Annotated in this window: 20 protein-coding genes; 11 read left to right on the forward strand and 9 right to left on the reverse strand. The window is 59.9% G+C overall.

All coding sequences use genetic code 11. The features are described 5' to 3' along the window. The 6 genes from B0E33_RS04835 to B0E33_RS04860 all read right to left on the reverse strand — a co-directional run bounded on the left by B0E33_RS04835 (position 1) and on the right by B0E33_RS04860 (position 7,332). On the reverse strand, positions 1 to 1,344 hold the full coding sequence (locus B0E33_RS04835) for a biotin/lipoyl-containing protein (protein WP_077290580.1): 1,344 nt from the start codon (positions 1,342 to 1,344) through the stop codon (positions 1 to 3). Continuing rightward, a complete protein-coding gene (locus B0E33_RS04840; RefSeq protein ID WP_055658221.1) occupies positions 1,334 to 2,332 on the reverse strand; it encodes an alpha-ketoacid dehydrogenase subunit beta in 999 nt (332 codons plus the stop codon). The genes B0E33_RS04835 and B0E33_RS04840 overlap by 11 nt, the downstream gene beginning before the upstream one ends. Positions 2,333 to 2,343: 11 nt before the next feature. Then, positions 2,344 to 3,339: a thiamine pyrophosphate-dependent dehydrogenase E1 component subunit alpha gene (locus tag B0E33_RS04845; protein WP_075281377.1), complete on the reverse strand. Its 996-nt coding sequence runs from the start codon at positions 3,337 to 3,339 to the stop codon at positions 2,344 to 2,346. A gap of 54 nt (positions 3,340 to 3,393) precedes the next feature. Continuing rightward, the gene (locus B0E33_RS04850; protein ID WP_006933717.1) at positions 3,394 to 4,692 is read right to left on the reverse strand and encodes a M24 family metallopeptidase; all 1,299 of its coding nucleotides are present in this window, start codon (positions 4,690 to 4,692) and stop codon (positions 3,394 to 3,396) included. Positions 4,693 to 4,758: 66 nt separating this feature from the next. Beyond that, positions 4,759 to 5,565, reverse strand: a complete 807-nt coding sequence (locus tag B0E33_RS04855; protein WP_077290581.1) for an SDR family NAD(P)-dependent oxidoreductase — start codon at positions 5,563 to 5,565, stop codon at positions 4,759 to 4,761. A gap of 12 nt (positions 5,566 to 5,577) precedes the next feature. Further along, complete coding sequence (locus B0E33_RS04860; RefSeq protein WP_228148059.1) at positions 5,578 to 7,332, reverse strand: extracellular solute-binding protein; 1,755 nt, start codon at positions 7,330 to 7,332, stop codon at positions 5,578 to 5,580. A 300-nt stretch (positions 7,333 to 7,632) separates the two neighbouring features. Between B0E33_RS04860 and B0E33_RS04865 the strand changes: the two genes are divergently transcribed. The 8 genes from B0E33_RS04865 (at position 7,633) to B0E33_RS04900 (ending at position 15,543) form a co-directional block, all read left to right on the forward strand. Continuing rightward, positions 7,633 to 8,592 carry a sugar ABC transporter substrate-binding protein gene (locus B0E33_RS04865; protein WP_031269629.1) on the forward strand — a complete coding sequence of 320 codons (960 nt, stop codon included), beginning with the start codon at positions 7,633 to 7,635 and terminating at the stop codon, positions 8,590 to 8,592. Positions 8,593 to 8,671: 79 nt separating this feature from the next. Beyond that, entirely contained in the window at positions 8,672 to 9,469 is a 798-nt protein-coding gene (locus tag B0E33_RS04870; protein WP_077290582.1) for an SDR family oxidoreductase, read from the forward strand. A gap of 29 nt (positions 9,470 to 9,498) precedes the next feature. Continuing rightward, entirely contained in the window at positions 9,499 to 10,530 is a 1,032-nt protein-coding gene (locus B0E33_RS04875; protein ID WP_228148060.1) for an ABC transporter permease, read from the forward strand. A gap of 11 nt (positions 10,531 to 10,541) precedes the next feature. Beyond that, complete coding sequence (locus B0E33_RS04880) at positions 10,542 to 11,543, forward strand: ABC transporter permease (protein WP_023001717.1); 1,002 nt, start codon at positions 10,542 to 10,544, stop codon at positions 11,541 to 11,543. Further along, positions 11,540 to 13,051, forward strand: coding sequence for a sugar ABC transporter ATP-binding protein (locus tag B0E33_RS04885; RefSeq protein ID WP_077290583.1), 1,512 nt, complete (start codon positions 11,540 to 11,542; stop codon positions 13,049 to 13,051). The genes B0E33_RS04880 and B0E33_RS04885 overlap by 4 nt, the downstream gene beginning before the upstream one ends. Next, the gene (locus B0E33_RS04890; RefSeq protein ID WP_077290584.1) at positions 13,051 to 13,926 is read left to right on the forward strand and encodes an NAD(P)-dependent oxidoreductase; all 876 of its coding nucleotides are present in this window, start codon (positions 13,051 to 13,053) and stop codon (positions 13,924 to 13,926) included. Before B0E33_RS04885 ends, B0E33_RS04890 begins: the two co-directional genes overlap by 1 nt. Continuing rightward, a complete protein-coding gene (locus B0E33_RS04895; protein ID WP_077290585.1) occupies positions 13,923 to 14,633 on the forward strand; it encodes a ThuA domain-containing protein in 711 nt (236 codons plus the stop codon). The genes B0E33_RS04890 and B0E33_RS04895 overlap by 4 nt, the downstream gene beginning before the upstream one ends. Positions 14,634 to 14,772: 139 nt before the next feature. Continuing rightward, on the forward strand, positions 14,773 to 15,543 hold the full coding sequence (locus B0E33_RS04900) for a sulfotransferase family protein (RefSeq protein ID WP_167579492.1): 771 nt from the start codon (positions 14,773 to 14,775) through the stop codon (positions 15,541 to 15,543). A gap of 109 nt (positions 15,544 to 15,652) precedes the next feature. Here B0E33_RS04900 and B0E33_RS04905 read toward each other — a convergent pair whose 3' ends face one another. From B0E33_RS04905 to B0E33_RS04915, 3 genes are all read right to left on the reverse strand, one after another. Then, complete coding sequence (locus B0E33_RS04905) at positions 15,653 to 16,375, reverse strand: FadR/GntR family transcriptional regulator (RefSeq protein WP_055658202.1); 723 nt, start codon at positions 16,373 to 16,375, stop codon at positions 15,653 to 15,655. A 198-nt stretch (positions 16,376 to 16,573) separates the two neighbouring features. Further along, a complete protein-coding gene (locus tag B0E33_RS04910) occupies positions 16,574 to 17,488 on the reverse strand; it encodes a response regulator transcription factor (protein ID WP_023001723.1) in 915 nt (304 codons plus the stop codon). Beyond that, positions 17,478 to 20,867 carry a hybrid sensor histidine kinase/response regulator gene (locus B0E33_RS04915; protein WP_077290587.1) on the reverse strand — a complete coding sequence of 1,130 codons (3,390 nt, stop codon included), beginning with the start codon at positions 20,865 to 20,867 and terminating at the stop codon, positions 17,478 to 17,480. Before B0E33_RS04915 ends, B0E33_RS04910 begins: the two co-directional genes overlap by 11 nt. A gap of 300 nt (positions 20,868 to 21,167) precedes the next feature. Here B0E33_RS04915 and urtA point away from each other — a divergent pair, with 300 nt between their 5' ends. The 3 genes from urtA to urtC all read left to right on the forward strand — a co-directional run bounded on the left by urtA (position 21,168) and on the right by urtC (position 25,552). Further along, the gene (urtA, locus tag B0E33_RS04920; RefSeq protein ID WP_031269634.1) at positions 21,168 to 22,454 is read left to right on the forward strand and encodes an urea ABC transporter substrate-binding protein; all 1,287 of its coding nucleotides are present in this window, start codon (positions 21,168 to 21,170) and stop codon (positions 22,452 to 22,454) included. A gap of 240 nt (positions 22,455 to 22,694) precedes the next feature. Then, on the forward strand, positions 22,695 to 24,317 hold the full coding sequence (gene urtB, locus B0E33_RS04925; protein WP_077290588.1) for an urea ABC transporter permease subunit UrtB: 1,623 nt from the start codon (positions 22,695 to 22,697) through the stop codon (positions 24,315 to 24,317). Then, positions 24,314 to 25,552 carry an urea ABC transporter permease subunit UrtC gene (gene urtC, locus B0E33_RS04930; protein WP_062489924.1) on the forward strand — a complete coding sequence of 413 codons (1,239 nt, stop codon included), beginning with the start codon at positions 24,314 to 24,316 and terminating at the stop codon, positions 25,550 to 25,552. Before urtB ends, urtC begins: the two co-directional genes overlap by 4 nt. The last annotated feature ends 1 nt before the right edge of the window (position 25,553 follow it).

The raw sequence follows: 25,553 nt of genomic DNA on the forward strand, positions 1-25,553 counted from the left end.
TCAAAGCAGGTGGCGGAGCGGTTGCTCCATCCGACCCGCGAAATTGGAAAGCAGGTCAATCGCCTGAGACGTGGTCACTCGGTCACCGGTCCATTCCAGCACGAGAGCGAGATCCTCCCCCTGGCGCAGGATGCTGATGACAGGGCATTTGCCTGCATTAAGCTGAAGCGCCGAGATGCGGCTTGCTCTCAGGTCACGCACCAGCAGATCCACTTCTAGATCGTCGTCTGCCGGTTTGACCTGACCAAGCCAGAGCGAAGCAGCGGAGTAGGCTTGCGACTGCCACATATTCTCAACGCGGACTTTGGCGGGAAAGTTCCCGAAACTGGCAGCCGCAAACCCGGCTAGCAGAGCTGCCTGATCGGCTTGCCCGCCGTTTTCCTTCGCCCAGGCCACGAAGTCTGCAAATCCTGTACCCGATACCTCTGCCCTGAGTTCGAAGCGCTGCGCCGTGGCACTTGCCGCCGGCGTTTCCGCGTGCAGGGTCTTGAGGGTCTCCAGATCCTTGACGTGAAACGGCTGGGGGTGGCCGGCATCGGCCAGACGCTGCAGGTCCAGCCCTTGTTCCTGCGCAAGCCGCCGTGCCTTGGGGGACGCAAGAACTCTCCCGGCCACCCCGGGCGCTGTCTTGGCCGTCATCCGTTTTTCAGGAGAAGGTGCAGGCGTGTTAACAGGTTCCGTCTTTTCCTGCCGCTCCGGCGCTGTTTCACCGGCTGCGGAGATTGGTGCTCCAGCCGCCTTGCGCGACACTGCCTTGTCCGGCTTTTGCGCCGAAATCACCGCGATCGCCTGGCCGACAGGCACTTCCTCTCCCGCTTCCGCCAGAAGCGCGGCCACGAAACCGTCGCGGCCGGCATTGACCTCAACAGTGCTCTTGTCCGTTTCCACTTCGAAGAGAATGTCGTCAGCCGCAACGGCTTCTCCGGGCTGTTTGCACCAGGCAACCAAAAGGCCCGTGTCTTGAGCCATGCCGAGTGTCGGCATGATCACCTGATGTCCGTCTGGAAGCTCATCCTCCCCGGCCTCCATGCCGCCCGGTACGGGTTCTGCCGTATCGACGACCTTCTCCGGTGAAGGCGCATTGCCTGCCTCTACAGCCCCTTCCGGGGTTTCAGAGATCATCGCGATCACCTGTCCAACCGGAACATCGCTGCCTGCTTCCACGGAGACGTCGGTCAGATAGCCTTCCTTCTGCGCCTCCACTTCCATGGCGGCCTTGTCGGTTTCCACCTCGAAAAGCACATCGCCAGCGGCGACCGCCTCTCCCGGTTTCTTGTGCCAGGCCAGCAATTGGCCGCTGTCCTGGGCCATGCCGAGCGCGGGCATGATCACCTCATGCGGCATGGACCAGCTCCCCGCGGCAGATCTTGCGCGCGTTGTCGGCAACTCCTGCGGCATTCGGAACGGTGATGTCTTCAAGGGCAGGCGAAAATGGCACCGGCACGTCCATGGCGCCCATGCGGATGACCGGCGCGTCGAGGTGGTAGAAAGCTTTCTCGCTGATCCGCGCTGCGATTTCCGCCGTCACGCCGTAGCTCTGGTGGCCTTCGTCGATGACGATGGCGCGCGACGTCTTGCGGACTGAACGCAGGATGGTTTCCTCATCCAGCGGCACGATCGTGCGCGGGTCGATGATCTCCGCGCTGATGCCCTCGCGGGACAACGTTTCCGCTGCTTCCTCGGCTACCTGCACCATGGAAGAGGTCGCCACCAGCGTGACGTCCCGACCCTCGCGCTTGATGTGCGCCTGACCGAAGGGGATCAGGTATTCTTCCTCCGGCACCGGGGCCTTGTCGTTGTACATCAGCTTGTCTTCGAAGATGACCACCGGATTGTTGTCCCGGATTGCCGTCTTCATCAGGCCCTTGGCCTCGTAAGCCGAAGACGGCATGGCGACCTTGAGCCCCGGAATGTGGGCGACAAGCGCTTGCAGCGACTGGCTGTGCTGGGCGGCCGAGCGGCGGGTTGCCCCCATGTTGGTCCGCAGGACCAGCGGCACGTTCAGCTTGCCGCCGGACATATAGTGGGTCTTGGCGGCCTGATTGCAGAGCTGATCCATGACCAGATAGAGAAAGTCGCCGAACATCAGGTCGACGATCGGCCTCAGTCCGGTCATCGCCGCACCAACGGCTATGCCCATGAAGCCGGGTTCGGATATCGGCGTGTCGATGATCCTGTCCGTTCCGAACTCCTCCACCAGGCCGGACAGCACCTTGAACGGCGTTCCGGCCTCCGCGACGTCTTCGCCCAGGAGAATGATCGACGGATCCCGGCGCATTTCTTCCGCGATGGCCTCGTTGACGGCCCTGGACAGGGTGATTTCACGTGTCATGGCGTCCCTCCTCAGGCGGCCGTGTCGGCGTAGACATGCATGTCCACTTCCCGCACATCCGGATATTTCGCGTCGAGCGCATATTTGACGGCAGCTTCCGCATCGGCGGAGATTTCATTGTCGATGGCCACCAGTTCGTCGGCGGTCATGATCTTCTGGTCGATCAGCCACTTGCCGAAGTTGGTGATCGGGTCGCGCGCAGACTTCCACTCCGTCTCTTCATCCTTGGCGCGGTAGTAGTCGCGGTTGATGTCGCCGACGTGGTGGCCGTGATAGCGATAGGTGTCGAGTTCGATGAAGAACGGGCCTTCGCCCTTTCGGCAGCGGGCGGCGAGCTCTCCCGCCAGCTTGTTCACGGCCAGCACATCCTGGCCATCGACCTTGAAGCTCTCGATGCCGAAGGCTTCCGCTCGGGCAGTCAGCGAACCGGCCGCGATTTCCTCGGTCTTGGTGTATTCGCTGTAACCGTTGTTCTCGCAGGCGTAGATGACAGGGAGCTTCCAGAGCGCGGCCATGTTCATGACCTCGTACCAGAGCCCCTGTGCCGTCGCGCCATCTCCGAAGAAACACACGGTGACGTGCCCGGTGCCCAGACGCTTGGCGGTGAGTGCCGATCCGGTGGCAATGCCCATGGAGCCGCCGACAATGGCGTTGGCGCCAAGGTTGCCGTTGGCCTGATCGGCGATATGCATCGACCCGCCCTTGCCCCGGCAATAGCCCTCTTCCTTGCCCAGAAGCTCGCAGAACATTTCCTTGAAATGCGCCCCCTTGGCGACACAGTGACCGTGCCCCCTGTGCGTCGACGTGATCTTGTCTTCGGGCGTCAGCGCTTCGCAGATGCCGACGGCCACGGCTTCCTGACCGGAATACATGTGGGTCAGACCCGGCATCTTCGCCGACAGGTAAAGCTGGTTGGCGTTGTCCTCGAAGGCACGGATGCGCACCATCTGCGTGTACATGCGCAGATACTCTTCCGTGTTGTGTTTCTTTTTCTTCGCAGCGCTCATCTTGTTGTCCCTTGACTGGGCCCGGCCGCCGCGCGGCCGGGCACGATGGGCAGGTCAGTATCGGTTGGCGATCGGAAGTTCTTCGGCCGGGAACAGGCTGATCACCTCGACGCCCGTATCCGTCACCACGACTTCCTCCTCGATCCGGGCGGCGGAATAGCCGTCGGCGGCCGGGCAGTAGGTTTCCAGCGCGAACACCATGCCCGTCTTGATTTCCATCGGATGGTCGAGCGAGACCGCACGCGAGATGATCGGCCGCTCGTGCAGGGCCAGACCCAGGCCGTGGCCGAATTGCAGACCGAAGGCTGTCTCCTCGTTGGGGAAGCCGAACTCCTCCGCCTTGGGCCAGACTTCCGCCACCTTGTCGGTGGAAACGCCGGGCTTGATCATGGCGATGGAGGCATCGATCCATTCGCGCGCCTTGACGTAGGCATCACGCTGCGCCGGGGTTGCCCGGCCGATGTTGAAGGTGCGGTAGTAGCAGGTCCGATAGCCCTGATAGGACTGCAGGATGTCGAAGAACGCCTGATCGCCCGGACGGAAATAGCGGTCGGTGAAATTGTGCGGATGCGGATTGCAGCGCTCGCCGGAAATGGCGTTGATCGCCTCGACATCATCCGATCCCATCTCGTAGAGCATCTTGTTGGACAGGGCGACAATGTCGTTCTCGCGCACGCCCGGCTTCAGTTCCTCGTAGATCATGTGATAGACGCCATCGACCATGGAAGCCGCCTGCGTCAGAAGCTGGATCTCGTCCCAGTTCTTGATCTCGCGCGCCGCCAGCATGATCTGCTGACCGTCCACCACGTTAAGTCCCTCTGCCTGCAGCGCATGGAACATGGCGGTTTCGGCATAGTCGACACCGACTGGCATGTCCGCCATGCCGGCGTCCCGGATCAGCCCGGCAATTTCGCGGGCATATTTGCGCATCAGGCCGAATTCCGGCGGAATGGTGCCGCGCATGCCGACCACACCTGCCCGGCAATGATCCGGCACCAGCCAGTCGGAGAACTTCTTGTGGTGGACGGCGGCTGAACCGAAGTCCCACACGTAAGGGGCATCATCGCCCGTCAGCAGGCAGAAGCGGCACATCTTGTCCCGCTCCCATTCGCCGATCTTGGTGGCCGAGACGTAGCGGATGTTGTTGACGTCAAATAGCAGCAGCGTACCGGCGGGAGAGGCCTTCAGCGCCTCCCGTGTTCTGGCAAGGCGATACCGGCGCAGCCGATCATGGTCGATACGGCGTTCGAAATCGACGGATGTGTGCCCCCAGGCAGGCAAACGCCCCTCCCAGCGCCAATGCGGTTCGAGATCCTGTGGCGTCAGGAGGTTGGGTAACAGTGCGCGAGACATGGCTCTCTCCTTCGGATGCACCTACGCACATCCGTCATGTGAAAAAGAATATTGTTTTTCAGAATGTTACTGGATGCACCAGCCGCCATCGATGTGGATCATCTGGCCGGTCATGTAATCGCTGTCGGGGCTGGCGAGAAACGACGCGGTGCCCTTGATGTCATCCGGATAGGACACACGCTTGATCACCAGTTCGTTGTTGGCGATGTCTTCGTAGGCCTGTCCGGCCCGTTCCTTGAAGCCGATTTCGACAAGATCCTTGTCGAGCTGTTCCCAAAGCGGTGTCACCACCACGCCGGGGGCATAGCCGTTGACGGTGATGTTGTGTTCGCCGAGCGCAACGGCCCCGCAATGGGTCAGAGCCAGGCAGCCGTATTTGGACGTGCAATAGACGGTCACATCCACCAGCGGCTTGCGCGAAGCGATGGAGCCGACATTGATCAGCTTGTAGGGAAAATCCTGTGGCCCTTGCGCAATCATCTGCCGGGCGGTTTCCTGCATGCCCAGCCACATTGCCTTGGTGTTGACACCCATGATGAGATCCCAGTTGTCCTCATCGATATCCATGAAGAAACGGGGCTTGTTGAGGCCGGCGTTGAAGAGGCCCACATTGATGCTGCCGAAGGCTTCGACAGTTGCCGCCACCGCCGCGGCGTTGTCCTCGCGGCGGGTCACGTCCATCTTGACCGCAACCGCCTTGCCGTTACCGGCCGCATTGATCCGCTCCGCGACGGCCTGGGCTTCGTCGAGGTCCAGATCACCAAGACAGATGTTGGCGCCCTGAGCTGCAAAATGCTCGGCGTTGGTTGCGCCCATGCCGCGTGCGGCACCGGTAATCAGAACGTTTTTTCCCTTGAGCCGATTGGGGTCCATGAATTCCTCCCATTAAAGTTTTCCAGCCTCCCGCAGAAGTCGGTCGGCACGATCTTGAGCCATCTGCAACGCGGCTTTTGGCGTCTTCACGCCACGCAACATGTCGTGGCATTCCTCCCCGCAGATGCGGATGATGTCGTTGATTTCCGGGATCGGCGGTCGTGGCCAGAACTGCAGTTCGTCCCGCCAGGACATGGCGTCCACCGCTTCAAAGATCGGAGACAGGCGCCGGACTTCCGGGTCCGCGCCAACCGAATAGCGCGGATTGGTGCGGCTGCCGTGTTCGACGTAGAGCTTTTGCGCTTCAGGCGACGTGAAGACGATCAACGCTTCGGCTGCCGCCTCCAGCCGTTCCGGCGCGATATTGGCCGGAATGCCGAGCAGATAGCCACCGACCGGGGCGATATTCTGCGCATTCGGGCCGGAAGGATGCGGCAGGAAACCAACCTTGCCGTGAGCCGCGCAGGCCGGATTCTGTTCGAAGTATGGAGCGAGCAAAGTATAGCCGTAGGCCATCGCTACACGTCCGCTGGCGAACGGACGGACGCGCTCGTACCAGGACATCGACAGGATATCTGGCGGCGAATATTGCAACAGCGCCATCAGGTATTCGGCAGCATCGAGTGCACGTTCGGAATAGATGACAGGCCGGTAGCCGCCGTCTGCCAGTCGCGAGGCGTCATAACCACCAGCCTGTTTGGGCAAATCGAGAATAGGCTGACCGAAGTCCGCACAAGTCATCATGAATGTATGGCCAAGCGCCGTCCCGCGTGCCGCGTTCCAGGCAATTCCGTATCTGCCCTGAACCGGGTCGTTGAGCCGGGCGGCGGCCTTGAGCAGCGCGTCCGTGGTGAGGGGCGGTTCAAGCCCTGCTTCCGCCAGCAGATCCTTCCGGTAAAACAGCAGTTCCGGCGTAGTCTGCGAAGGCACACCGTATGGCTTGCCTCCCCAGTGAGCTGCCTGCCAACCGGCGGTGTGAAAATCGCTCGGCTGAAGCCGCTCGACATCCAGCACTTCGTCCAGCGGCAGGAGATACCCGTTCTCGGCAAACTCCCCAAGCCACGGCAGGTCCAGGGCAATCAGGTCATAGCGACTTGTCGCCCTGTGGGCGTTCTTGACCGCTTCTTCGTGAAGCCGGTCGATGGAAAAGGCCCGCTGCTGAATGGAACACCCGACCACCTGCTCGAACTGGCGTTTCAGACCATGCATCACCATGAAGGTGGGATCGCCATGGACCAGAACGCGAAGATCGCCGGACAGTTTCAAGGGTTCAAGCAGGACCTGGGGCGGCTGGATCGTCTGGGCTTCCAGATAGGACCCGCCAAAATAATAGTCCTGTGTGCCGGAGCGCAGATCGGCAGAACCGAACGATTGTGCCGCCATCCTGCGGACCCGGCTGCTGAACTGGGTCCATGCCTCCAGCATGTCGGCGCTCGGATGGAGGGAGTAGCTTCTGCCGGAAGACGTCCTCGGCCTTTGCTCGATCAGGCCGTTGTCGATCATCTCGCGCATGCGGCGGCTGGCTGTCGCGTAGGGAACGCCCGACGCGCCAATGAGCGAGGTCGGGGTCACCGCCTTCGCTTCCAGATGCCTTTTCACCAGATAGGTCGACATTTTGACATAGGGGTTCGGAGCAGATATCTCCAACAGACCATCCATCTCTTCTTCAAAGTTCTCCAGAAAGCTGAGAACCTGGAGGATTTCCGTCTTGGCCTGTTGCGTCAGATAAGTCTTTTCGCGAACCAACTCTCCCTCTTGCTGGTTCATCGCTCGGCTCCAGTTTTCCGGACGGGATGAACCACTGCTGCGTTTCCTCGTTTTGGATATTTTTTGGATCGACATTGAATGTCCTCCTAAGCGTGAGCGACGTGGCCGATTAGAAAAACGGCCAAAAAATCCATTTTGGATATAAGAACATCCATTTTGGATATTTTCGAGGGGGCGTCGTTCTGCCGAGGCGTGCAGGCTTTTGAGTGACGCTCACGGTGGGCGCATATCCGTGTCAGGAGGAGGCACGGTTCAGAATTCAGACCATTCGAAATGGTCTCTCAGGGAGGAAATGAAACGATGAACACTTTCCGTTCGCTGCTTGTCGCCACGACGGCCGTCGCAGGCCTGACCTTGTCTGGTGCAGCCGGTGCAGAAACGATGAAGATCGGCATCACGCAGAACAACGTCGGCGTCGACAGCTACCAGACCACCTATGAAAAGGCCTTCATCGCGGCAGCCGACGCCAATGCGGATGTCGAGACCGTCGTTCTGGACGCCGGCGGCGACGTCGCCCGGCAGATCGCCCAGATGGAAGACCTGATCCAGCAGGAAGTGGACGCGATCATCATCTGGCCGACGAACGGTGAAGCCGTCATCCCGGCCGTCCGCAAGGCCTTCAAGGCCGACATTCCGGTGATTGTGACCAACTCGAACATCGCCGAACAGGGCTTCGAGTTCGTGAAGTCCTTCTCCGGTCCGGACAACATCACCCAGGGCTCCCGTTCCGCCGAGATCATGTGCGACAAGTTCAAGGCCATGGGCATCGAGAACGAGGCGCAGATCGTTCAGATTTCCGGCCAGCCGGGCTACACGACGGCGATCGAGCGCGCCAAGGGCTTCGAAGACCGCCTGCCGGAAGTCTGCCCGAATGTGACGCTGGTGGAGACCCAGCCGGGCGACTGGAACCGCGAAAAGTCCCAGAAGGTCATGGAAGCGTTCCTGGTCAAGTATGACGACATCGACGGCGTTTACGCCGGAGACGACAACATGGGTGTCGGCGCGCTGAATGCCGCCAAGGCCGCTGGACGCGAGGGCATCATCTTCGTCGGCGCGACCAATTTCTCCGTCGGTTACGAGGCGATGGAGCGCGGCGAATACTGGGGTTCGATCTACCAGTCGCCCGTTGACGATGCCGAAGCTGCCCTGCAGACGGCAATCGACATCCTGTCCGGCAAGGATGTTCCGTTCCTAAATTACTTCGACACGCCGAAGATCACCCAGGACAACATGGCCGAATTCGACAAGCCTGTCTTCTGAGCCTGAAGGTCAAGCCCGACTGGGGCGCGAGCCAAGCCTTGCGCCCCATTTTTCCCAATACATTGACCGGGAGGAAACCATGGGCCGAGTGTCCGGGCGTTCCTGTATCGTCACCGGCGCTGCCCGAGGGATCGGTCGTGCCATTGGCGAAGCCCTTATCAACGAGGGAGCGGATGTCTGCTTTGCGGACATCAACGGCGAACAGGCAAGTGCCGTTGCCGAAGCCAACCGCGACCGTGCTGCCGAAACCGGCGCCGGGGTGACATGGGCCCAGGTCGATGTGACCGATCGTGAGCAGGTTCGTGCCATGATCGCGAAAACCGTTGCGACTTTCGGCAAGCTGGACGTCAAGTTCAACAATGCCGGCGTCAACAAGCCCATGAACTTTCTCGATGTCACGGAGGACAACTGGAACTTCATCATGGGAGTGAACGGCCTTGGGTGCCTGATCGGCATGCAGGAAGCCGCCCGCCAGATGATTGGCCAGGGCACCGGCGGCAAGATCATCAACACCGCGTCGGTCGCCAGTCGACAGGGGTTCGACAATGTCGCGCCCTATTGCGCCTCGAAATGGGCCGTGGTCTCGCTGACGCAATCCGGCGCAAGAGACCTTGCCAGACACAACATCACCGTCACAGGCTTCGCACCGGGTGTCGTGGCTACCGAAATGTGGGAACAGGTGGACCGGGATCTTCTGGATATCGGCGCTGCCGAACGGCCCGGACAGGCGATGGAGGAATTCTCCTCCGAGATCCTGCGCGGCCGGGTGGCGACACCGTCCGACATCACGGGAACGACCACGTTCCTGGCGTCACCAGAAAGCGATTACATGACCGGTCAGGTGGTGATGATCGATGGTGGCATGACGCTCGTTTGAATCTTTACAACAGGATGAGGGAGGGTCTGTTGTCCGACATATCAACCAAGGCTGCCAGCCGTCCCGGCAGTTCCAAGGAAAAATCCATGAAGCCCTTCAGTCTGTCGGGCGTTGGGGGATTTCTGGCGAAACAGGGCATTCTGATCGCCTTCGCCGTCTTCATGATCGGCTTCACGATCGCCAACCAGCGCTTTCTCGACCCAGACAACATCATGGGCGTTGTCCGCTCCTCTGCAATCCTGGGCGTGATGGCCCTCGGCGTCACCTTTGTCGTCATCAGCGGCAATCTCGACCTGTCCGTCGGTTCGATGATGTCGTTTGCCACCATCGTCGTCCTTGATCTGCACGACAAGCTGGGGCCTTTGCTCGCCATTCCGTCCATGTACGCCATGGTACTGTGCCTGGGCGCCTTCATTGGCTTCCTCGTCGGATATCTGAAGCTGAATTCCCTGATCGTGACCCTTGGCATGTTGTCGGCGATCCACGGACTGACCCTCACCTATTCCGGCGGCAAGAACATGGATATTGCCGACAAGGAAGGCACCTGGTTCAGCGTCTTCGGCCAGTCGACCGTCCTCGGCATTCCGGTACCGATCCTACTGTTTGCCCTTGTCGCCTCTGTTCTGGGGATCGTCCTTGCCAAGACACCGTTCGGTCGCAAGGTCTACGCGGTTGGAGGCAACGGCACCGCGGCAACCTTCTCGGGCATTCGCAGAGCCCGTGTCGTCTTCACCTGCTACCTCATGTCCGCTTTCTGCGTCGGTACTGCCGGTCTCATCCAGGCCAGCCGGTCACTGGGAAGCCAGAACACGGTTGGTCAGGGGCTTGAGCTTGAAGTTCTGGCTGCAGTCATCCTCGGCGGAGCATCGCTGATGGGCGGCTCCGGCACGATCTTCAAGACCGTTATCGGTGTCCTGATCCTCGGCTTCATCCAGAACGGCCTCTTGCTCGTCGGACTGCAGTTCTATGTCCAGTATGTGGTGACCTGGATCATCATCATTCTTGCCGTGTGGCTGGATATTGCCGCCAAACGCGGCAAGCTCTGGTCGCCGATCGCGTGAGGGAGGGATTGATGGAACCGGGAACCTTGAGCACTTTTCTGAAACGCGGCGCGATCTGGGGCTTCATTCTCGTCGAGCTGGTCTTCTTCTCGGTCGCGGGCGAATTCCTGTCGCTCAGTGACAAGGCCTTCATGGACGTGGACAACATGCTGCTTTTGTTCAAGCAGTCAGCCCCCATCGGGATCATCGCCATCGGCATGACGATCATCATGATCAATGGCAATATCGACCTCAGCGTCGGAGCGACCTTTGCCCTGAGCGCCGTCGTCCTGCTCGACAGCATGACCTGGCCGGTTTTCGCCGGCCTCGGCGACGGCGTCATTCCCATTGCCTGGGGACTGGCATTGCTGACAGGGATCGTTCTGGGCGCTCTGAACGGGTTGATCGTCTGGAAGACCGGTGTCGATGCCTTCATCGTCACGCTCGGTTCCATGCTCGGCTATCGCGGGCTTGTGTTCATGTACAATGGCGAACAGCCCACATCTCATCTCAACTGGACGCTGGTTGATTTCGCCGAAGCCCATTTCCTGGGACTGCACACCGCCACCTGGTTCCTGATCGTCGTGACCGCCGTGATCTGGTTCGTGATGAACCGCACGATCCACGGGCGCAACGCCTATGCCATCGGCGACAACCGGTCTGCGGCCATCAATGCGGGTATCCGCGTCGGGCCGCACATGATGATCAACTTCATGATCATCGGCTTTCTCGCGTCCCTGTCTGCCGTGGTGTTCTATTCGGAATCCGGCTCGGTCAATCCCAACGACGGCGAACTCTATGAGCTGTGGGTCATCACCGCCGTGGTTCTGGGCGGCACCAAGCTTACCGGAGGTGCGGGATCCGTGCTTTCGACGCTCGGCGGCGTTCTGGCCATCCAGCTTCTGCGAAAAGGACTTGGACACATCGGCGCCGACACGGAAACAGTCAATCTGGTAATCGGCCTGATCCTGATTGCCGTCCTGTTCCTCGACCGCCAATTGAATCTGAAAGGCAAACAGGAGCTGAGAATATGACCGGCACCACCCCCGCCTTGCGCCTGGAAGGCATCGTCAAGACCTTCCCCGGCGTGCGCGCGCTCGACGGTGTGTCCTTTTCCGTCCTGCCCGGCGAAGTGCATGCTCTGATGGGCGAAAACGGCGCCGGAAAGTCGACCCTCATGAAAGTGCTTGGCGGCATCTATCAGCCTGATGAAGGCAAGATTATCGTCAGCGAGCAACCGGTTGTCATGACGTCGCCGCTTCAGGCGAAAAGCAAGGGCATCGTCTTCATCCATCAGGAACTGAGCCTCGCCGAGGAACTGACAGTTGCCGAAAACATCTATCTCGGCGAACTGCCGCGAAAGAGCTTCGGCCGGGTCGACTGGCAAAAGCTGCATGAGCAGACCAACCGCATTCTGGAGATGCTCAAAGTCGGCTTCGACGCCCGCACGCGTGTCGGCGATCTCTCCATCGCCAACCAGCAGATGGTGGAAATCGCGCGTGCCCTGACAGTGGAAGCCAAGGCGGTCATCTTTGATGAGCCGACCGCCTCGCTGACCGATGCGGAAAAGGTGGTTCTGTTCGATGTCATCGACAACCTGAAAGCCGAAGGCGTCGGCATCATCTACATCTCGCACCGGATGGAAGAGATCTTCAGGATCACCGACCGCATCAGCGTGCTGCGGGACGGACAGTATCGCGGCACGCTGAACACCGCTGAAACCAGCGAGGACGAGATTACGCAGCTCATGATCGGCCGCAAGCTCGACCTGTCACGCAACGCCGTCCATCACGAACTGGGTGATGTGGCACTGGAGGTACGAGGGCTCTCCTGTGGTTCGCTTTTCCGTGACATCAGCTTCGAAGTGCGCAAGGGAGAGGTTGTCGGCTTTTATGGCCTGGTCGGGGCCGGCCGCACGGAAATCGCCGAAACGCTGTTCGGTCTCAGAGAACCCAGCAGTGGCGCTATTTTCCTGAACGGGCAAGAAACTGCCATTCACTCGCCGGCCGATGCCATCGCCAAGGGTATCTCGCTGGTGCCTGAGGACCGCAAGACGCAGGGCCTCGTTCTGGGCATGAACTGCCGGGACAACATGACCCTGCCTCAAGTAGACGACTTGAAAGCCGGCCCATTCGTCGCCGAAGGCGCGGAGATCGCGATTTTCGACCAGTACCGGGACCGGCTCGACATTCGCACGCCCGGCTGGAAGCAGCTTGCCGGCAACCTTTCCGGCGGTAACCAGCAGAAGATCGTGATCGGCAAGTGGCTTTCGATGCACCCGAGCGTTCTGATCGTCGATGAACCGACACGCGGCATCGATGTCGGCAGCAAGTCCGAGATCCACAACCTCATCCGCGACCTGGCAAGCCAGGGCTATGCGGTCATCGTCATCAGTTCGGAAATGCCGGAGGTCCTGCATGTAAGTGACCGGATCGTCGCCATGTACAGCGGCGAGATCATCCGGACTTTCACCTCCGAGGAAGTTACCGAAGACAATCTCATCCAGGCCATTTCCGGCATTCGGCCGGACAAGGCCGCCTGATGCGGGTCGGATTTGCGGGGCTTGGCCGGATGGGCGTGCGCATGGCTGCCAATCTGGCCGCCGCCGGTCTGGATGTGAGCGTCTGGAACCGGACAGCAGGAACTGCACAGGCCTTCGCCGCCGCCCACAACGCCTTTTCGGCAGCCAACCCAAAAGACCTGGCGGAACGGTCGGATGTGGTGATCACCATGCTCGCCGACGACACCGCCGCGGAGACAGTCTATCACGGGCCGGATGGCCTGCTTGAGGCGTCAGGGGGCAGTCGGGTTCTGGCCGAAATGGGTACCATTTCCGTACCGATGGCAGAACGTCTGGCGCTATCGGCACGGGAGAAAGGCCGACGCTTCGTCGATGCGCCGGTTTCCGGTGCCACACAAGCGGCGGCGGATGCCAAGCTGCTTATCATGGCAGGAGCAGAAGCAACTGATGTGCCTGACCTGGCCCGCCTCTTCGAGGTTCTTGGCCGGAAAACCGTCTGGCTTGGCAAATCCGGCGCAGGCGCTGCCATGAAACTCGGCGTCAACATGCTCATTCATGGCCTCAACCAGACATTGTCAGAAGCCCTTACGCTGACCTCAGCAGCCGGCATCTCAAAAGAACAAGCCTATGAGGTCGTTGAGAATTCGGCGGCAGCCGCTCCGGTTCTCGCCTATCGCAAGGGGCTTTATCTGGATGAGACTGCGCATGACGTCAGCTTCACGGTCGCACTTGCCCGCAAGGATGTCGGGCTGGCGCTGGAGCTTGCATCCACTTGCGGTGTGATCATGCCGCAGGCGGAACTCAATCATGCGGTTCTGAAGGCCGCCGGATCAGCCGGATATGACGACCGCGACATGGCTTCCATTCTTTCTTTCGTGAACAAGGGTCTGAAATGAAGGCAGTTCTGTTTGTCGGTGGCTGGGAAGGCCACACACCAACCCATTTCAGCGACTGGTATGAGGCCTTGCTTCGCGACAATGGTTTCAGCGTTACCGTCTACGATACGATGGAACCGCTGGAACGCCCGGAAGACCTTGCCGATGTCGACCTGATCACGCCTATCTGGTCCTCGGCCCGGTCGGGTCACCAGCAGGAATTCGGCAACATGACCAAACCGCAGGAGGACGGGATGCTGAAGCTCGTCGCCAACGGCTGCGGCATTGCCGGGTGGCACGGACATATGGGAGATGCCTTCCGCGACCGGCCGACCTACCACTTCCTGATTGGAGGCCAATTTGTTGCCCATCCTCCCGGTTGGCCGGACAACCTGCAGCCCAGGGAGGACTACATCGACTACGACGTGACGATCTGCAAACCGGACGATCCGATCGTGAAGGGCATCAGGAGTTTCCGCCTCAGGTCCGAGCAATACTACATGCTGGTCGATCCCTCCAACGACGTGCTGGCCACCACGACCTTCTCAGGCGATCATTTGTGGTGGATCGAGGGCACCGTCATTCCCGTTGTCTGGAAACGGCGCTGGGACAAGGGCCGAGTGTTCTACTGCTCCATCGGACACGAACTGGATGACCTGAAGGTTCCCCAGGTGACGGAGATCATCCGTCGCGGTGCACTCTGGGCAGCAGAAGGCAAATCCGCTTAGTGACCCGCAAAGAACACACCCTTCAAGAACCGTCAGCTTTGCAATAGGATATTCAAACTTTCACGATCGTCTGGCGCACCTTTCACTGCGCTGATCTGCGCGAATGCAGTTAATACACTGCAGGAACAGGGAGACGTTTTTGAAGTTTGATAGAAAGATCTTCTTCTGCCATATCCCGAAAACAGCCGGCACCTCATTGCGCCTGTCGCTGGAACAGGCTGTCGGAGACGCAGCCGTTGTTCCCTCTCAGGCGCTGATTTCCCATCATGGTGGCCGCTATCCGCCGCTTCACGAAGCCCTGCAGGAGCTTCAGGAGAAGCCGGACTATCGCCTGTTTCGGGGACACTACGGCTTTTGGGTCCGAAATTATCTTCCGAGGAATACACTGACGATCGTAGTTCTGCGTGATCCGGTAGAGCGTGTCCTTTCCCACATTCGCCATTTTCTCGCAGACGGAAAAACGACAGAGGCAGAAGCGCTTGAAAGTCTGGATCAGGGAAGATTGCCAATTCCTGACAATGCTTTGTGCCGATATCTGGGTGGTGCGGCCATAGAAGCAGCAGGACAAGAGCTGTCCGCCCGATTTCTTGATTCCAAATCAATACCGATTGTCGATCATAACGATCTTTTCAAACGGGCTATTTCAACCGGTCGCTCGGTGGATATCATGGGATTTACCGATAAAATGCCGGATCTCTACGAAAAGATCTCGCAAGAAACCGGCCTGCCCCTGACAATGCGGCAGGACAATCCGAGCCGCTATCCTGCGCTTTCGCTTTCAGACCGTCAGCTCGACACCGTCAGGAGACACAATCAACTCGATCTGCAGCTCTATGAGGCAATGCGAGCAGAGCGCACTTCCAACAAGTTGACACGGCTCCTAAAAAGAACAGGACTATACCGAACCTGATCTGCAGCTAAGGCCCTGCCTGCCAGAGCCCCCACTAGAGACCGTCGGCTTGCTGACGTGGAAATCAACCGCATGAACAATCCACTTGCAGGCAAATGGGCCGGAGGCGCTAAACTCTGGCGCCCAGCTTGACCTGCACATTGAGACGGGACGCAGCACCCTGAACATGAGCCGCCATGGCTTCCCGGGCGCCTGTCCTGTCACCTGCCTCAATGGCCTCAAGCACCCTGCAATGTTCACCCAAAGTGATCTCCACCAGGTCGTCCTTGGCGTAGATGTCGGATGTCACCCGCGTGGTTTCCTTCAGCCTGGAGGAGATGTAGCAGATGATGGCGAAGAGATAGGAGTTGCCGGCCGCCTTGCCGATTGCGCGGTGAAACACGGCGTCGGCTTCCAGCCGCTGTTCGTCGAACTGCTTGTGCCCTTCCAGAATGGCGACTGCTGCCCGCATCTCCCTGAGATCTGCCCCTGTGCGACGCATCGCGGCAAGTCCCGCAGCTTCGATTTCCAGGAGGCCACGCAACTCGAACAGGTCCGCAAGGTTGCCGGACTTGTCGAGTGAGCGGATATCGACCCGGAAGGTTTCGCGCTCCGAAACAGGTTTGACAATGGCCCCACGCCCCTGACGCGATTCAATGACGCCATCAGACCGCAGCCTGGCAATGGCTTCGCGCACCACATTTCGGCTCACGCCAAAGGTTCCGGCGAGTGCATGTTCGGTCGGCAACGTATCGCCGGGATTCAGTTCACCATCCTGAATTTTCGCCATGATGTCTGCTGCGATGCGGTCCGGTAACAGCGATGACCGACGCACTTCCCGAAACTCAGCCATGCCGGGCTCCTCTTCGCATTGCCGGTGGGTTATTCGTGTTCTTCAACGGCTTAATGCATCCTTAGGCCAAGCTCGGGTGCTTGTCGAGCCGGTCGCCACCTCGAGGTCAGATGGCCGAAACCCGCCATTCTCACGGATCGAACGCGATTACGGAAGCAGATTGCAGATCGAGCCGAAGGACCCGTTTCCCCTGAAGTTCTAAAGCGCGTAGATCACCTCTGCTGCGCGAACGGCAGCGGAAGCCCTGTTCTCAACACCAAGTTTGACGAAGATCTGCTCCAGATGCTTGTTCACGGTGCGCGGCGACAGACCCAGAATTTCGCCGATATCCTTGTTGGACTTGCCCTTGGCGATCCAGATCAGGACTTCCGCCTCGCGCTGTGTCAGTTCAAAGCTGCCCTGCAGCGCCTGGACCTGCCCGGCTTCGTCTTCAGCGGTAACACGGAACAGGTTTTCGTCCGGGCCGACACGGCCAAGCGGGTGAAGTTGCACTGCCAGGTTTTCAGATAAGCCGAGCATGAAACTCTTGCGACGCTCGCCGGAGGAATTCGGCCCGTCCAGCCAGTCCCCCAGTGCTCGGCCCAGCCGGAAAAGACTGGTTTCGGCAGCCCCTGTCTTTGCCAGCAGGTTGTGAATTTGCGGTGTCGACCAAAGCACTGTCCCCTCCTGAGACACGGCCACCAGATGGCGCCCGGCTGCATCCAGCGCCACATGCGCGCTTTGAACCGACCGGGCATTCTTCAGATGCACCTTGATCCGCGCCTTCAGTTCGTCGACGTCGATCGGCTTGGTAAGGAAATCGACCCCGCCGGATTCCAGCGCCTTTACCACATGTTCCGTTTCGGACAGCCCGGTCATGAAAATCACCGGGACATGCTGAAGCGCCGGGTTTTCCTTGATCTGCCGGCAGGTCTCAAAACCGTCGAGGCCGGGCATGACCGCATCCATCAGGATCGTATCCGGTGTCACCTTGTTGCAGATGTTGAGAGCGGTTTCGCCGCTGGTCGCCACCAGAACGGCTACGCCGGTCTTTTTCAGGGCTTCGGTGACGAAGCCGAGCGTTTCCGGGCTGTCGTCGACCACAAGGACCGTATCGCGACGATCATCCGTCATGTGTTTCCAATTCACTCAAGACGTTTTTGTAGGCATCGAAATCGAACCGGGCGAGATGGACATTCAATGCATCGATCAGGGGCAGATTTTCCGGCGTTTTCGCCAGTTCGTTCAATTTGGCCTCGATGCCTTCCACATAACCGATCTCCGCAAGCGAGATGAGATCGGCGACGTGATCGGCACCGGGCGATTTCAAGGGATCCTTTCGGGCGGGTTCCTGGTTTCGCTCGACCGGCTGTTCGGTCCAGACAACACCCATGTGTTTTTGCAGCAGGTCGTAAAGCTGGCCGATGCCGAAGGGCTTTGCAAGGGTTGCCGAATGGTGAGCCGGACCGTCCGGCCGCAAAGCCTTGTCACCGATGTTGGCCGACAGCATGATGATCGGCGCGCTGACGCCTCTGTCCCTCAGGTCCTCGGCCAGTTCCCAACCGTTCATTCCCGGCATCAGGATATCGATCAGGTAGAGATCCGGCCGGAGCGGCTCGACCGTCTCCAGGCAGGCCCTGCCCGTATCCGCCTCGACGACGGCAAATCCGATCGGTTTCAGGATATCGCAGACAAGCGCTCGGTGATCCGGATTGTCATCGATCACGGCAACCGTCTTCCGCTCGCCTTCGTAGCCTCGCACCTGTCTTTCCAGGCGGATGGTATCGACCGGCCGGTCGACAGCCGCCAGCATCAGCCGCACTTCAAAGGAAGCGCCCTTCCCCGGTTCGCTGGACAGCGCGATGGCTCCACCCATGGTTTCCGTCAGAAGCTTGGTGATGGTCAGCCCGAGCCCCAACCCCGGTGTCTTCGCCCCGTCGGCGGTCTTGCTGCGGCCGAATGGTTCGAAAATCTTGACCTGTTCGTCAAGCGCGATGCCCGGTCCGCTGTCCGACACGACAAAGCTGGCCACCTGTGACCGGTAACTGACCGAAAACGAAACAATGCCCTCAGAGGTGAACTTGATCGCATTCGACAGGAGGTTCACCAGGATCTGCCGCAGACGTTTTTCGTCGGTTCGGACAAACACCGGCAGGTTGGGTGCGCGCGCATAGTTGAAGCCGAGCCCCTTGGCAGCCGCCTGCATGCGGAACATGTCGACGATCTGATCCAGAAACTCGTGAATGTTGATCTCGTTGGAATAGATCTGCAGCCTGCCAGCCTCGATCCGCGAAATATCCAGAAGGCCGTCGATCAGCCCTGACAGATGCTCGGCACTGCGCCGGATTGTGCTGATCGCAGGCCTGCGGGCTGTCGGCACGCTGTCGTCCCGTTCCAGCACCTGCGCATAGCCCATGACCGCGTTCAAGGGTGTTCTGAGTTCGTGACTGAGGCCGACCACGTAGCGGCTCTTGGCAAGGTTGGCGGCCTCGGCATCTTCCTTGGCCTTCTGCAGAGCCGCGTCGGTAACACCGTGAGCGTCGATTTCCTTCTGAAGCAGCGCGTTCTGGCGCATGGATTCTTCTTCGGCGACCCGCCGGGTGTCATGAGCAAGCACCAGGAACCAGCAGGCAATACCGACGACGATGGCGAAAACAAAGAAAATCAACAGCACCGTCTGGCCGATGATGCCGGTCGGATCTCCCAGACGATTTTCCGCCTGGGCGTAGATGATCCAGAGCACCAGGCCGATTGCAGCATTCGACAGAACAGAGATGAACGCATAGCGCCCCAGCCGGGACTGTAGGAACGCCATCGCGTTTTCCGGCAGAATGCGGCCCGCGACGGTGCCGACCTGATAGGAGAGCCGCGCCTTCGGCTTGCAGCTGTCGTGGCAGCGGGCATCGAGTGAACAGCACAGCGAACAGATCGGCGACTGATAGGCCGGGCAATAAGCCATGTCTTCCGGCTCGAACGGGTTTTCGCAGATCGAACAGGCGATGTGCTCCTTCTTCTGCCAGCTCTGGCGCGGTTTGCGAGCCAGGTAGAACCGCCCCCTGGTCGCATAAGCGATCAGGGGCGCGGCAACAAAGGCAATGGCCATCGCCAGAAAGGTGGCGAGGGCCTCCGCCGTCTTGCCGAACTCGCCGAAGTGCGCGGCCAATGCGAGACCGGCGGCCAGAAGCATTGCGCCGGTACCAACCGGATTGATGTCATAAAGATGTGCGCGTTTGAATTCGATTCCCGGAGGCGACAGCCCGAGCGGCTTGTTGATGAAGAGATCAGCCGAAATGGCGGAAAGCCAGGCCATCGCAATGATGGAAAAGACGCCAAGAGTTTCTTCCAGCAACCGATAGATGCCGAGTTCCATCAACAGCAGAGCGATGCCGACATTGAAGACGAGCCAGACGACCCGGCCGGGATGGGAGTGTGTGAGGCGCGAGAAGAAATTCGACCAGGCAAGCGACCCGGCGTAGGCATTCATGACGTTGATCTTGAGCTGCGCCACCACCACGAATGCCGCCATCAGCAAGAGGACGACGGTTTCGTTCGGGATCATGTAGCCGAAAGCGACCGCATACATGCGCGAGGGTTCGTCGGCATGATCAACCGGAACACCGTGCGACAAAACGAGGACTGCCAGGAAAGAGCCTGCAATCATCTTGGGGGCACCGAGAACAACCCAGCCGGGCCCGGCCAGAAACAGGGCAAGCCGGTGCCGGCGGCGGGCATAATCCTGCGCCGGAAGAAACCGCAGAAAGTCCACCTGTTCACCGATCTGTGCCATCAGCGCCAGAATGACTGCGGAGGCTGCGCCGAAGCTGACCAGGTTGATACTGTCCCAGCCGCCAGCTGTCGTACGCGGCGCCTGTGTTACCGGGTCGATGCCGGAAAACGTCAACCATTCGCCGACGGCCTGCCAGTCGGTGAAGGCAATGAAGAGGAACGGCAGGATGTTCAGGATGATCCAGAAGGGCTGGGTTGCGAGCTGAAAGCGGCTGATCCAGGTAATGCCGTGGGTCACCAGCGGAATGACCGCAACCGCGCTGATGACAAACCCCAGCCAGAGCGGCACACCGAACGCGAATTCCAGCGCGCTCGACATGATGGAGGCTTCAATCGCAAAGAGAATGAAGGTGAAGCTGGCATAGATCAGCGAGGTAACCGTCGAACCGATGTAGCCGAACCCGGCGCCACGCGTGAGCAGGTCTATGTCGACGCCGTAACGCATGGCATAGCGGCTGATCGGCAGACCGACGACCAACAGCACCAGGCTACCGACCAGTATGGCGAGAAACGCGTTGGCTGTTCCGTGGGACAGGGTGATCGCACCACCGATCGCCTCCAGAGCCAGAAAGGAGATCGCCCCGATCGCCGTCTGGGAAATCGCGCGTGAGGAAAAGCGGCGCGCGCTCTTGGCGGTGAATCTGAGCGCATAGTCTTCCAGGGTCTGGTTGTTGACCCATTTGTTGTACTGGCGCCGAACAGGCAGAATGCGTTGGCGCGCCCTCACGCGTCCGCCTCCACACCGGCACCGAATGCCCAATAACTGGACATATGACTATTTATTCGGCAAATGCCGTTCTTCATCGCCCGCTTTCCGCCCCGTTTTTTTATTCAGCTCCTCTCTTCAGCACATTTCATGCCGTCTTTGCTTCTGGAACGCCGTGGCAGGCTTTCAAGCCGGTTACGTCAATTGACGTATGTTGCGGTGCAGTGGTGCCAGTGCACGATCCCTTCCTGACAGCGGCACACCTTCCAGCCGCCAATCGCCGGCGTGGGAACCGGTGACGTCAAGCAAAGGGGAACATCCATGAAAAACACATTCACCAAACTCGCATTGGCAGGCCTGATGGCCTCCACGATGATCGGCGGCGCATCCGCCCAGGAAGACACGATCAAGGTCGGCATCCTGCATTCGCTTTCCGGCACCATGGCCATTTCGGAAACCACTCTGAAAGACGCCATGCTGATGCTCATCGAAGAGCAGAACAAGAAGGGTGGCCTGCTTGGCAAGAAACTGGAAGCGGTTGTCGTTGACCCGGCTTCCGACTGGCCGCTGTTTGCTGAAAAGGCGCGTGAGCTGATTGAAGTCAACGGCGTCGACGCCGTTTTCGGCTGCTGGACGTCCGTTTCGCGCAAGTCCGTTCTGCCGGTCTTCGAAGAACTCAACTCGCTGCTGTTCTATCCGGTTCAGTACGAAGGTGAAGAATCCCAGCGCAATGTCTTCTACACGGGCGCTGCACCGAACCAGCAGGCCATTCCGGCCGTCGATTACCTGATGAACGAGGAAGGCGTCGAGCGCTGGGTTCTGGCCGGCACCGACTATGTCTATCCGCGCACGACCAACAAGATCCTTGAAGCCTACCTGAAGTCCAAGGGCGTGGCTGAAGAAGACATCATGATCAACTACACGCCGTTCGGACATTCCGACTGGCAGACGATCGTGTCCGACATCAAGACCTTCGGCTCTGCCGGCAAGAAAACCGCTGTGGTCTCTACCATCAACGGCGATGCCAACGTGCCGTTCTACAAGGAACTGGGCAACGCGGGCATCAAGGCTGAAGACATTCCGGTTGTCGCCTTCTCCGTTGGTGAAGAAGAGCTCGCCGGTCTCGACACCGCTCCGCTCGTCGGCCACCTGGCTGCCTGGAACTACTTCCAGTCCGCAGATACCGAAGCCAACGCCGAATTCATCGATGCCTGGCACGCTTACATCGGCGACGACAAGCGCGTGACCAACGACCCGATGGAAGCGCACTTCATCGGCTTCAACATGTGGGTTGAAGCAGTCAAGAAGGCGGGCAGCACCGAGCCGGATGCCGTGATCGACGCCATCGTCGGCGTCAGCGTTCCGAACCTGACCGGCGGCTACTCGGCAATGATGCCGAACCACCACATCACCAAGCCGGTGCTGATCGGTGAAATCCAGGAAGACGGCCAGTTCGAAACCGTCTGGGAAACCTCCGGTCTCGTCGTCGGCGACGCATGGTCCGACTATCTGGACGGCTCCAAGGACCTGATCTCCGATTGGCGCGCACCGCTTTCCTGCGGCAACTTCAACACTGCCACCGGCAAGTGCGGCGGCTCCGGGTCTTAAGGGAGGAGACGGAGTTCGGGCGGGTCTTACGAGACCCGTCCTCTTTCCCCGGTTTTCCAACCGGAAAGGTTTGCCTGGAGAGACGCTCTTAGCTCTCCCCTCATCCTGAGGAGGACCACAAAGTCCGTCTCGAAGGATGGGCGGCAACCCCGGAAGCAAGTGACCCATCCGTCGAGACGCCGCAATGCGACTCCCCAGGATGAGGTCGTCAGGTGAAAGTTCTAAACACCGGTGGACACGATGTCCTTGATGAGATCCTTCCTACTCCTCCTCAGCCTCGCTGCCAGCCTCCTTGCCGCACCGGCACTGGCCCAAAGCGATCCAGAGGCACTCCGTCCGCTGATCAACGACCTGGCCAAGGGCAAATATTCCGAAACCGAAAAGCAGATCGGTGCCCTTGTCGCGACCGGTGACCCGCAGGTGGCCCCTGCTCTCGAGGCCCTGAGCGATGGCGACCTCTACGTGCGCAAGGCCGATGGCGAAGTCTTCATCACCAGGAAGGCCGGCAAGAACTTTGCCCTGATCGACCCGCTGACCATGGAAACGACCGGCGAAGCGGCCAAGGGCGAAATCGACAAGATCAAGGTCAACAACAAGCTGCGCCGGGTGATCCGATCCGCGCTCGGGTCGCTGACCCTGATGGCGCCCGACCCGAAGGTGCGGATGGCGGCTGCCGAAGCCGTGTTCAAGGCGAAGGATCCGGACAGTATCGAAGCCCTGGATGCCGCCATTGCCGCTGAAACGGACGATGGCGTGCGCAAGGTGATGGAAGAAGCCCGGGCCGCGGCCGTTCTGAACTCAGATATGGACGAGGCAACGAAACTCCAGGCGGTTTCGACGCTCGGCACCATGGGCAATCGCGATGCTCTGTCGCTTCTGATCGCCGTACAATCTTCCTCTGAAGGCGCTTTGCGCGAAGCGGCAACCACGGAAATCACCAAGATCGAGAAATCCATCGCCGCCTGGGATGCGGCACAGAATGTCTGGTACGGCCTGTCGCTTGGATCCGTGCTGCTGCTCGCTGCCATTGGTCTTGCCATCACCTTCGGTGTCATGGGCGTCATCAATATGGCGCATGGCGAGATGGTCATGATCGGGGCTTACGTCACCTTCGTGGTTCAGGAATTCATTCGCTCCTCCGCACCTGGTCTTTTCGATTATTCCCTGTTCATCGCCCTGCCGCTTGCTTTCCTCACCTCAGGACTGGTGGGCGTTGCCATCGAACGTGGCGTGATCCGCTGGCTGTATGGGCGCCCTCTGGAGACGTTGCTTGCGACCTGGGGCATCTCGTTGGTGCTGCAGCAGGCGGTGCGATCGATCTTCGGCCCGACCAACCGTGAGGTTGGCAACCCGGACTGGATGTCCGGCGCCTTCGAAATTGGCCAGATGACGATCACCTATAACCGCATGTGGATCATCGTCTTCGCGATGCTGGTCTTCGCCGGTCTGATGCTTGTCCTCAAGAAGACCCCGTTCGGGCTCTATACCCGGGCCGTGACCCAGAACCGGCGCATGGCCGCCTCGATGGGCATCCGCACTCCCTGGATCGACGCCCTCACCTTCGGGCTCGGCTCTGGTATTGCCGGGATCGCGGGCGTCGCACTCAGCCAGATCGACAACGTTTCGCCGAACCTTGGCCAGGGCTACATCATCGACAGTTTCATGGTGGTGGTCTTCGGCGGGGTCGGCAATCTGTGGGGCACACTGGTAGGCGCCATGACCCTCGGTGTCGTGAACAAGTTCCTGGAGCCCTATGCCGGCGCCGTGCTCGGCAAGATCTTCGTGCTCATCTTTATCATTCTCTTTATCCAGAAGCGTCCAAGGGGCCTGTTCGCCCTCAAGGGCCGGGCAGTTGAAGCATGATGACCTCTTTCCTCTTCCGCGCCATGGACGCCCGAGCAGGGATCTTCCTCGCCATCATGGCGGCCGTGATTGTCCTGGTTCCTGCCGGCAACCTGCTTGTCCCCGAAGGCTCGGCCTTCCATGTACCGACCTACGCGGTCACGCTGATGGGCAAATACCTGACTTACGCGTTGTTGGCGTTGGCGGTAGATCTGGTCTGGGGCTATTGCGGCATTCTCTCGCTCGGTCATGCGGCCTTCTTCGCGCTCGGCGGCTATGCCATGGGCATGTACCTGATGCGTCAGATCGGGACCCGCGGCGTTTACGGCGACCCGATCCTGCCGGATTTCATGGTGTTCCTGAACTGGGGAGAACTGCCCTGGTATTGGTACGGCTTCGACATGTTCTGGTTTGCGGCGCTCATGGTGCTGCTGGTGCCGGGCGTGCTGGCCTTCGTCTTTGGCTGGTTCGCCTTCCGCTCACGCGTCACCGGCGTTTACCTGTCGATCATCACGCAGGCCCTCACCTACGCGCTGCTGCTTGCCTTCTTCCGCAACGACATGGGTTTTGGCGGCAACAACGGCCTGACCGACTTCAAAGACATTCTCGGCTTTGATATTCAAGCCGACACGACCCGCGCGGGCCTGTTTGCAGCCTCAGGCCTGGCGCTGGTCCTGTGTTTCCTCATCTGCCGGGCGATCACCCGATCGAAACTCGGCAAGGTGCTGGTGGCCGTGCGCGACGCGGAGAGCCGGACACGCTTCCTGGGCTACCGTGTGGAACACTACAAGCTGTTCGTCTGGACCCTGTCGGCCATGATGGCCGGTATCGCCGGTGCCCTTTACGTGCCGCAGGTCGGCATCATCAACCCGGGTGAATTTGCACCTGCCAACTCCATCGAGGTGGTGATCTGGGTTGCCGTCGGCGGGCGCGGAACGCTGGTCGGGGCCGTTCTCGGCGCCGTTCTGGTCAACTTCGCCAAGACCTGGTTCACCGCCGCCCTGCCCGACATCTGGCTCTTTGCGCTCGGCGGCCTCTTCGTGGTCGTGACCCTGTTCCTGCCGAAGGGCATCGTCGGCACCCTTTCCCAGGGCTGGACGGCCTTGCGGCAACGGAAAGTCTCCAAAGACTTCGAAGCCGGGTCGGACCAACCTCCGAGCCAGGCGCCGCAGTCGCCCGCTTCCCCGGCCAACGTCAGCCCGAAAAAATCTGCCTCGACCGTTCCGGCGGATGCCGAACCCCAGCCCGCGGAGTAAA

Origin of the sequence: Roseibium algicola, from assembly GCF_001999245.1 — a bacterium.
Taxonomy (GTDB): Bacteria; Pseudomonadota; Alphaproteobacteria; order Rhizobiales; family Stappiaceae; genus Roseibium; species Roseibium algicola.

Bases quoted from the DNA above. Each gene is read 5' to 3' on its own strand.
- B0E33_RS04835 (WP_077290580.1), bottom strand. From the start codon at position 1,344: ATGCCGCATGAGGTGATCATGCCCGCGCTCGGCATGGCCCAGGACAGC.
- B0E33_RS04840 (WP_055658221.1), bottom strand. From the start codon at position 2,332: ATGACACGTGAAATCACCCTGTCCAGGGCCGTCAACGAGGCCATCGCG.
- B0E33_RS04845 (WP_075281377.1), bottom strand. From the start codon at position 3,339: ATGAGCGCTGCGAAGAAAAAGAAACACAACACGGAAGAGTATCTGCGC.
- B0E33_RS04850 (WP_006933717.1), bottom strand. From the start codon at position 4,692: ATGTCTCGCGCACTGTTACCCAACCTCCTGACGCCACAGGATCTCGAA.
- B0E33_RS04855 (WP_077290581.1), bottom strand. From the start codon at position 5,565: ATGGACCCCAATCGGCTCAAGGGAAAAAACGTTCTGATTACCGGTGCC.
- B0E33_RS04860 (WP_228148059.1), bottom strand. From the start codon at position 7,332: ATGAACCAGCAAGAGGGAGAGTTGGTTCGCGAAAAGACTTATCTGACG.
- B0E33_RS04865 (WP_031269629.1), top strand. From the start codon at position 7,633: ATGAACACTTTCCGTTCGCTGCTTGTCGCCACGACGGCCGTCGCAGGC.
- B0E33_RS04870 (WP_077290582.1), top strand. From the start codon at position 8,672: ATGGGCCGAGTGTCCGGGCGTTCCTGTATCGTCACCGGCGCTGCCCGA.
- B0E33_RS04880 (WP_023001717.1), top strand. From the start codon at position 10,542: ATGGAACCGGGAACCTTGAGCACTTTTCTGAAACGCGGCGCGATCTGG.
- B0E33_RS04885 (WP_077290583.1), top strand. From the start codon at position 11,540: ATGACCGGCACCACCCCCGCCTTGCGCCTGGAAGGCATCGTCAAGACC.
- B0E33_RS04890 (WP_077290584.1), top strand. From the start codon at position 13,051: ATGCGGGTCGGATTTGCGGGGCTTGGCCGGATGGGCGTGCGCATGGCT.
- B0E33_RS04895 (WP_077290585.1), top strand. From the start codon at position 13,923: ATGAAGGCAGTTCTGTTTGTCGGTGGCTGGGAAGGCCACACACCAACC.
- B0E33_RS04905 (WP_055658202.1), bottom strand. From the start codon at position 16,375: ATGGCTGAGTTTCGGGAAGTGCGTCGGTCATCGCTGTTACCGGACCGC.
- B0E33_RS04910 (WP_023001723.1), bottom strand. From the start codon at position 17,488: ATGACGGATGATCGTCGCGATACGGTCCTTGTGGTCGACGACAGCCCG.
- urtA (WP_031269634.1), top strand. From the start codon at position 21,168: ATGAAAAACACATTCACCAAACTCGCATTGGCAGGCCTGATGGCCTCC.
- urtB (WP_077290588.1), top strand. From the start codon at position 22,695: ATGTCCTTGATGAGATCCTTCCTACTCCTCCTCAGCCTCGCTGCCAGC.
- urtC (WP_062489924.1), top strand. From the start codon at position 24,314: ATGATGACCTCTTTCCTCTTCCGCGCCATGGACGCCCGAGCAGGGATC.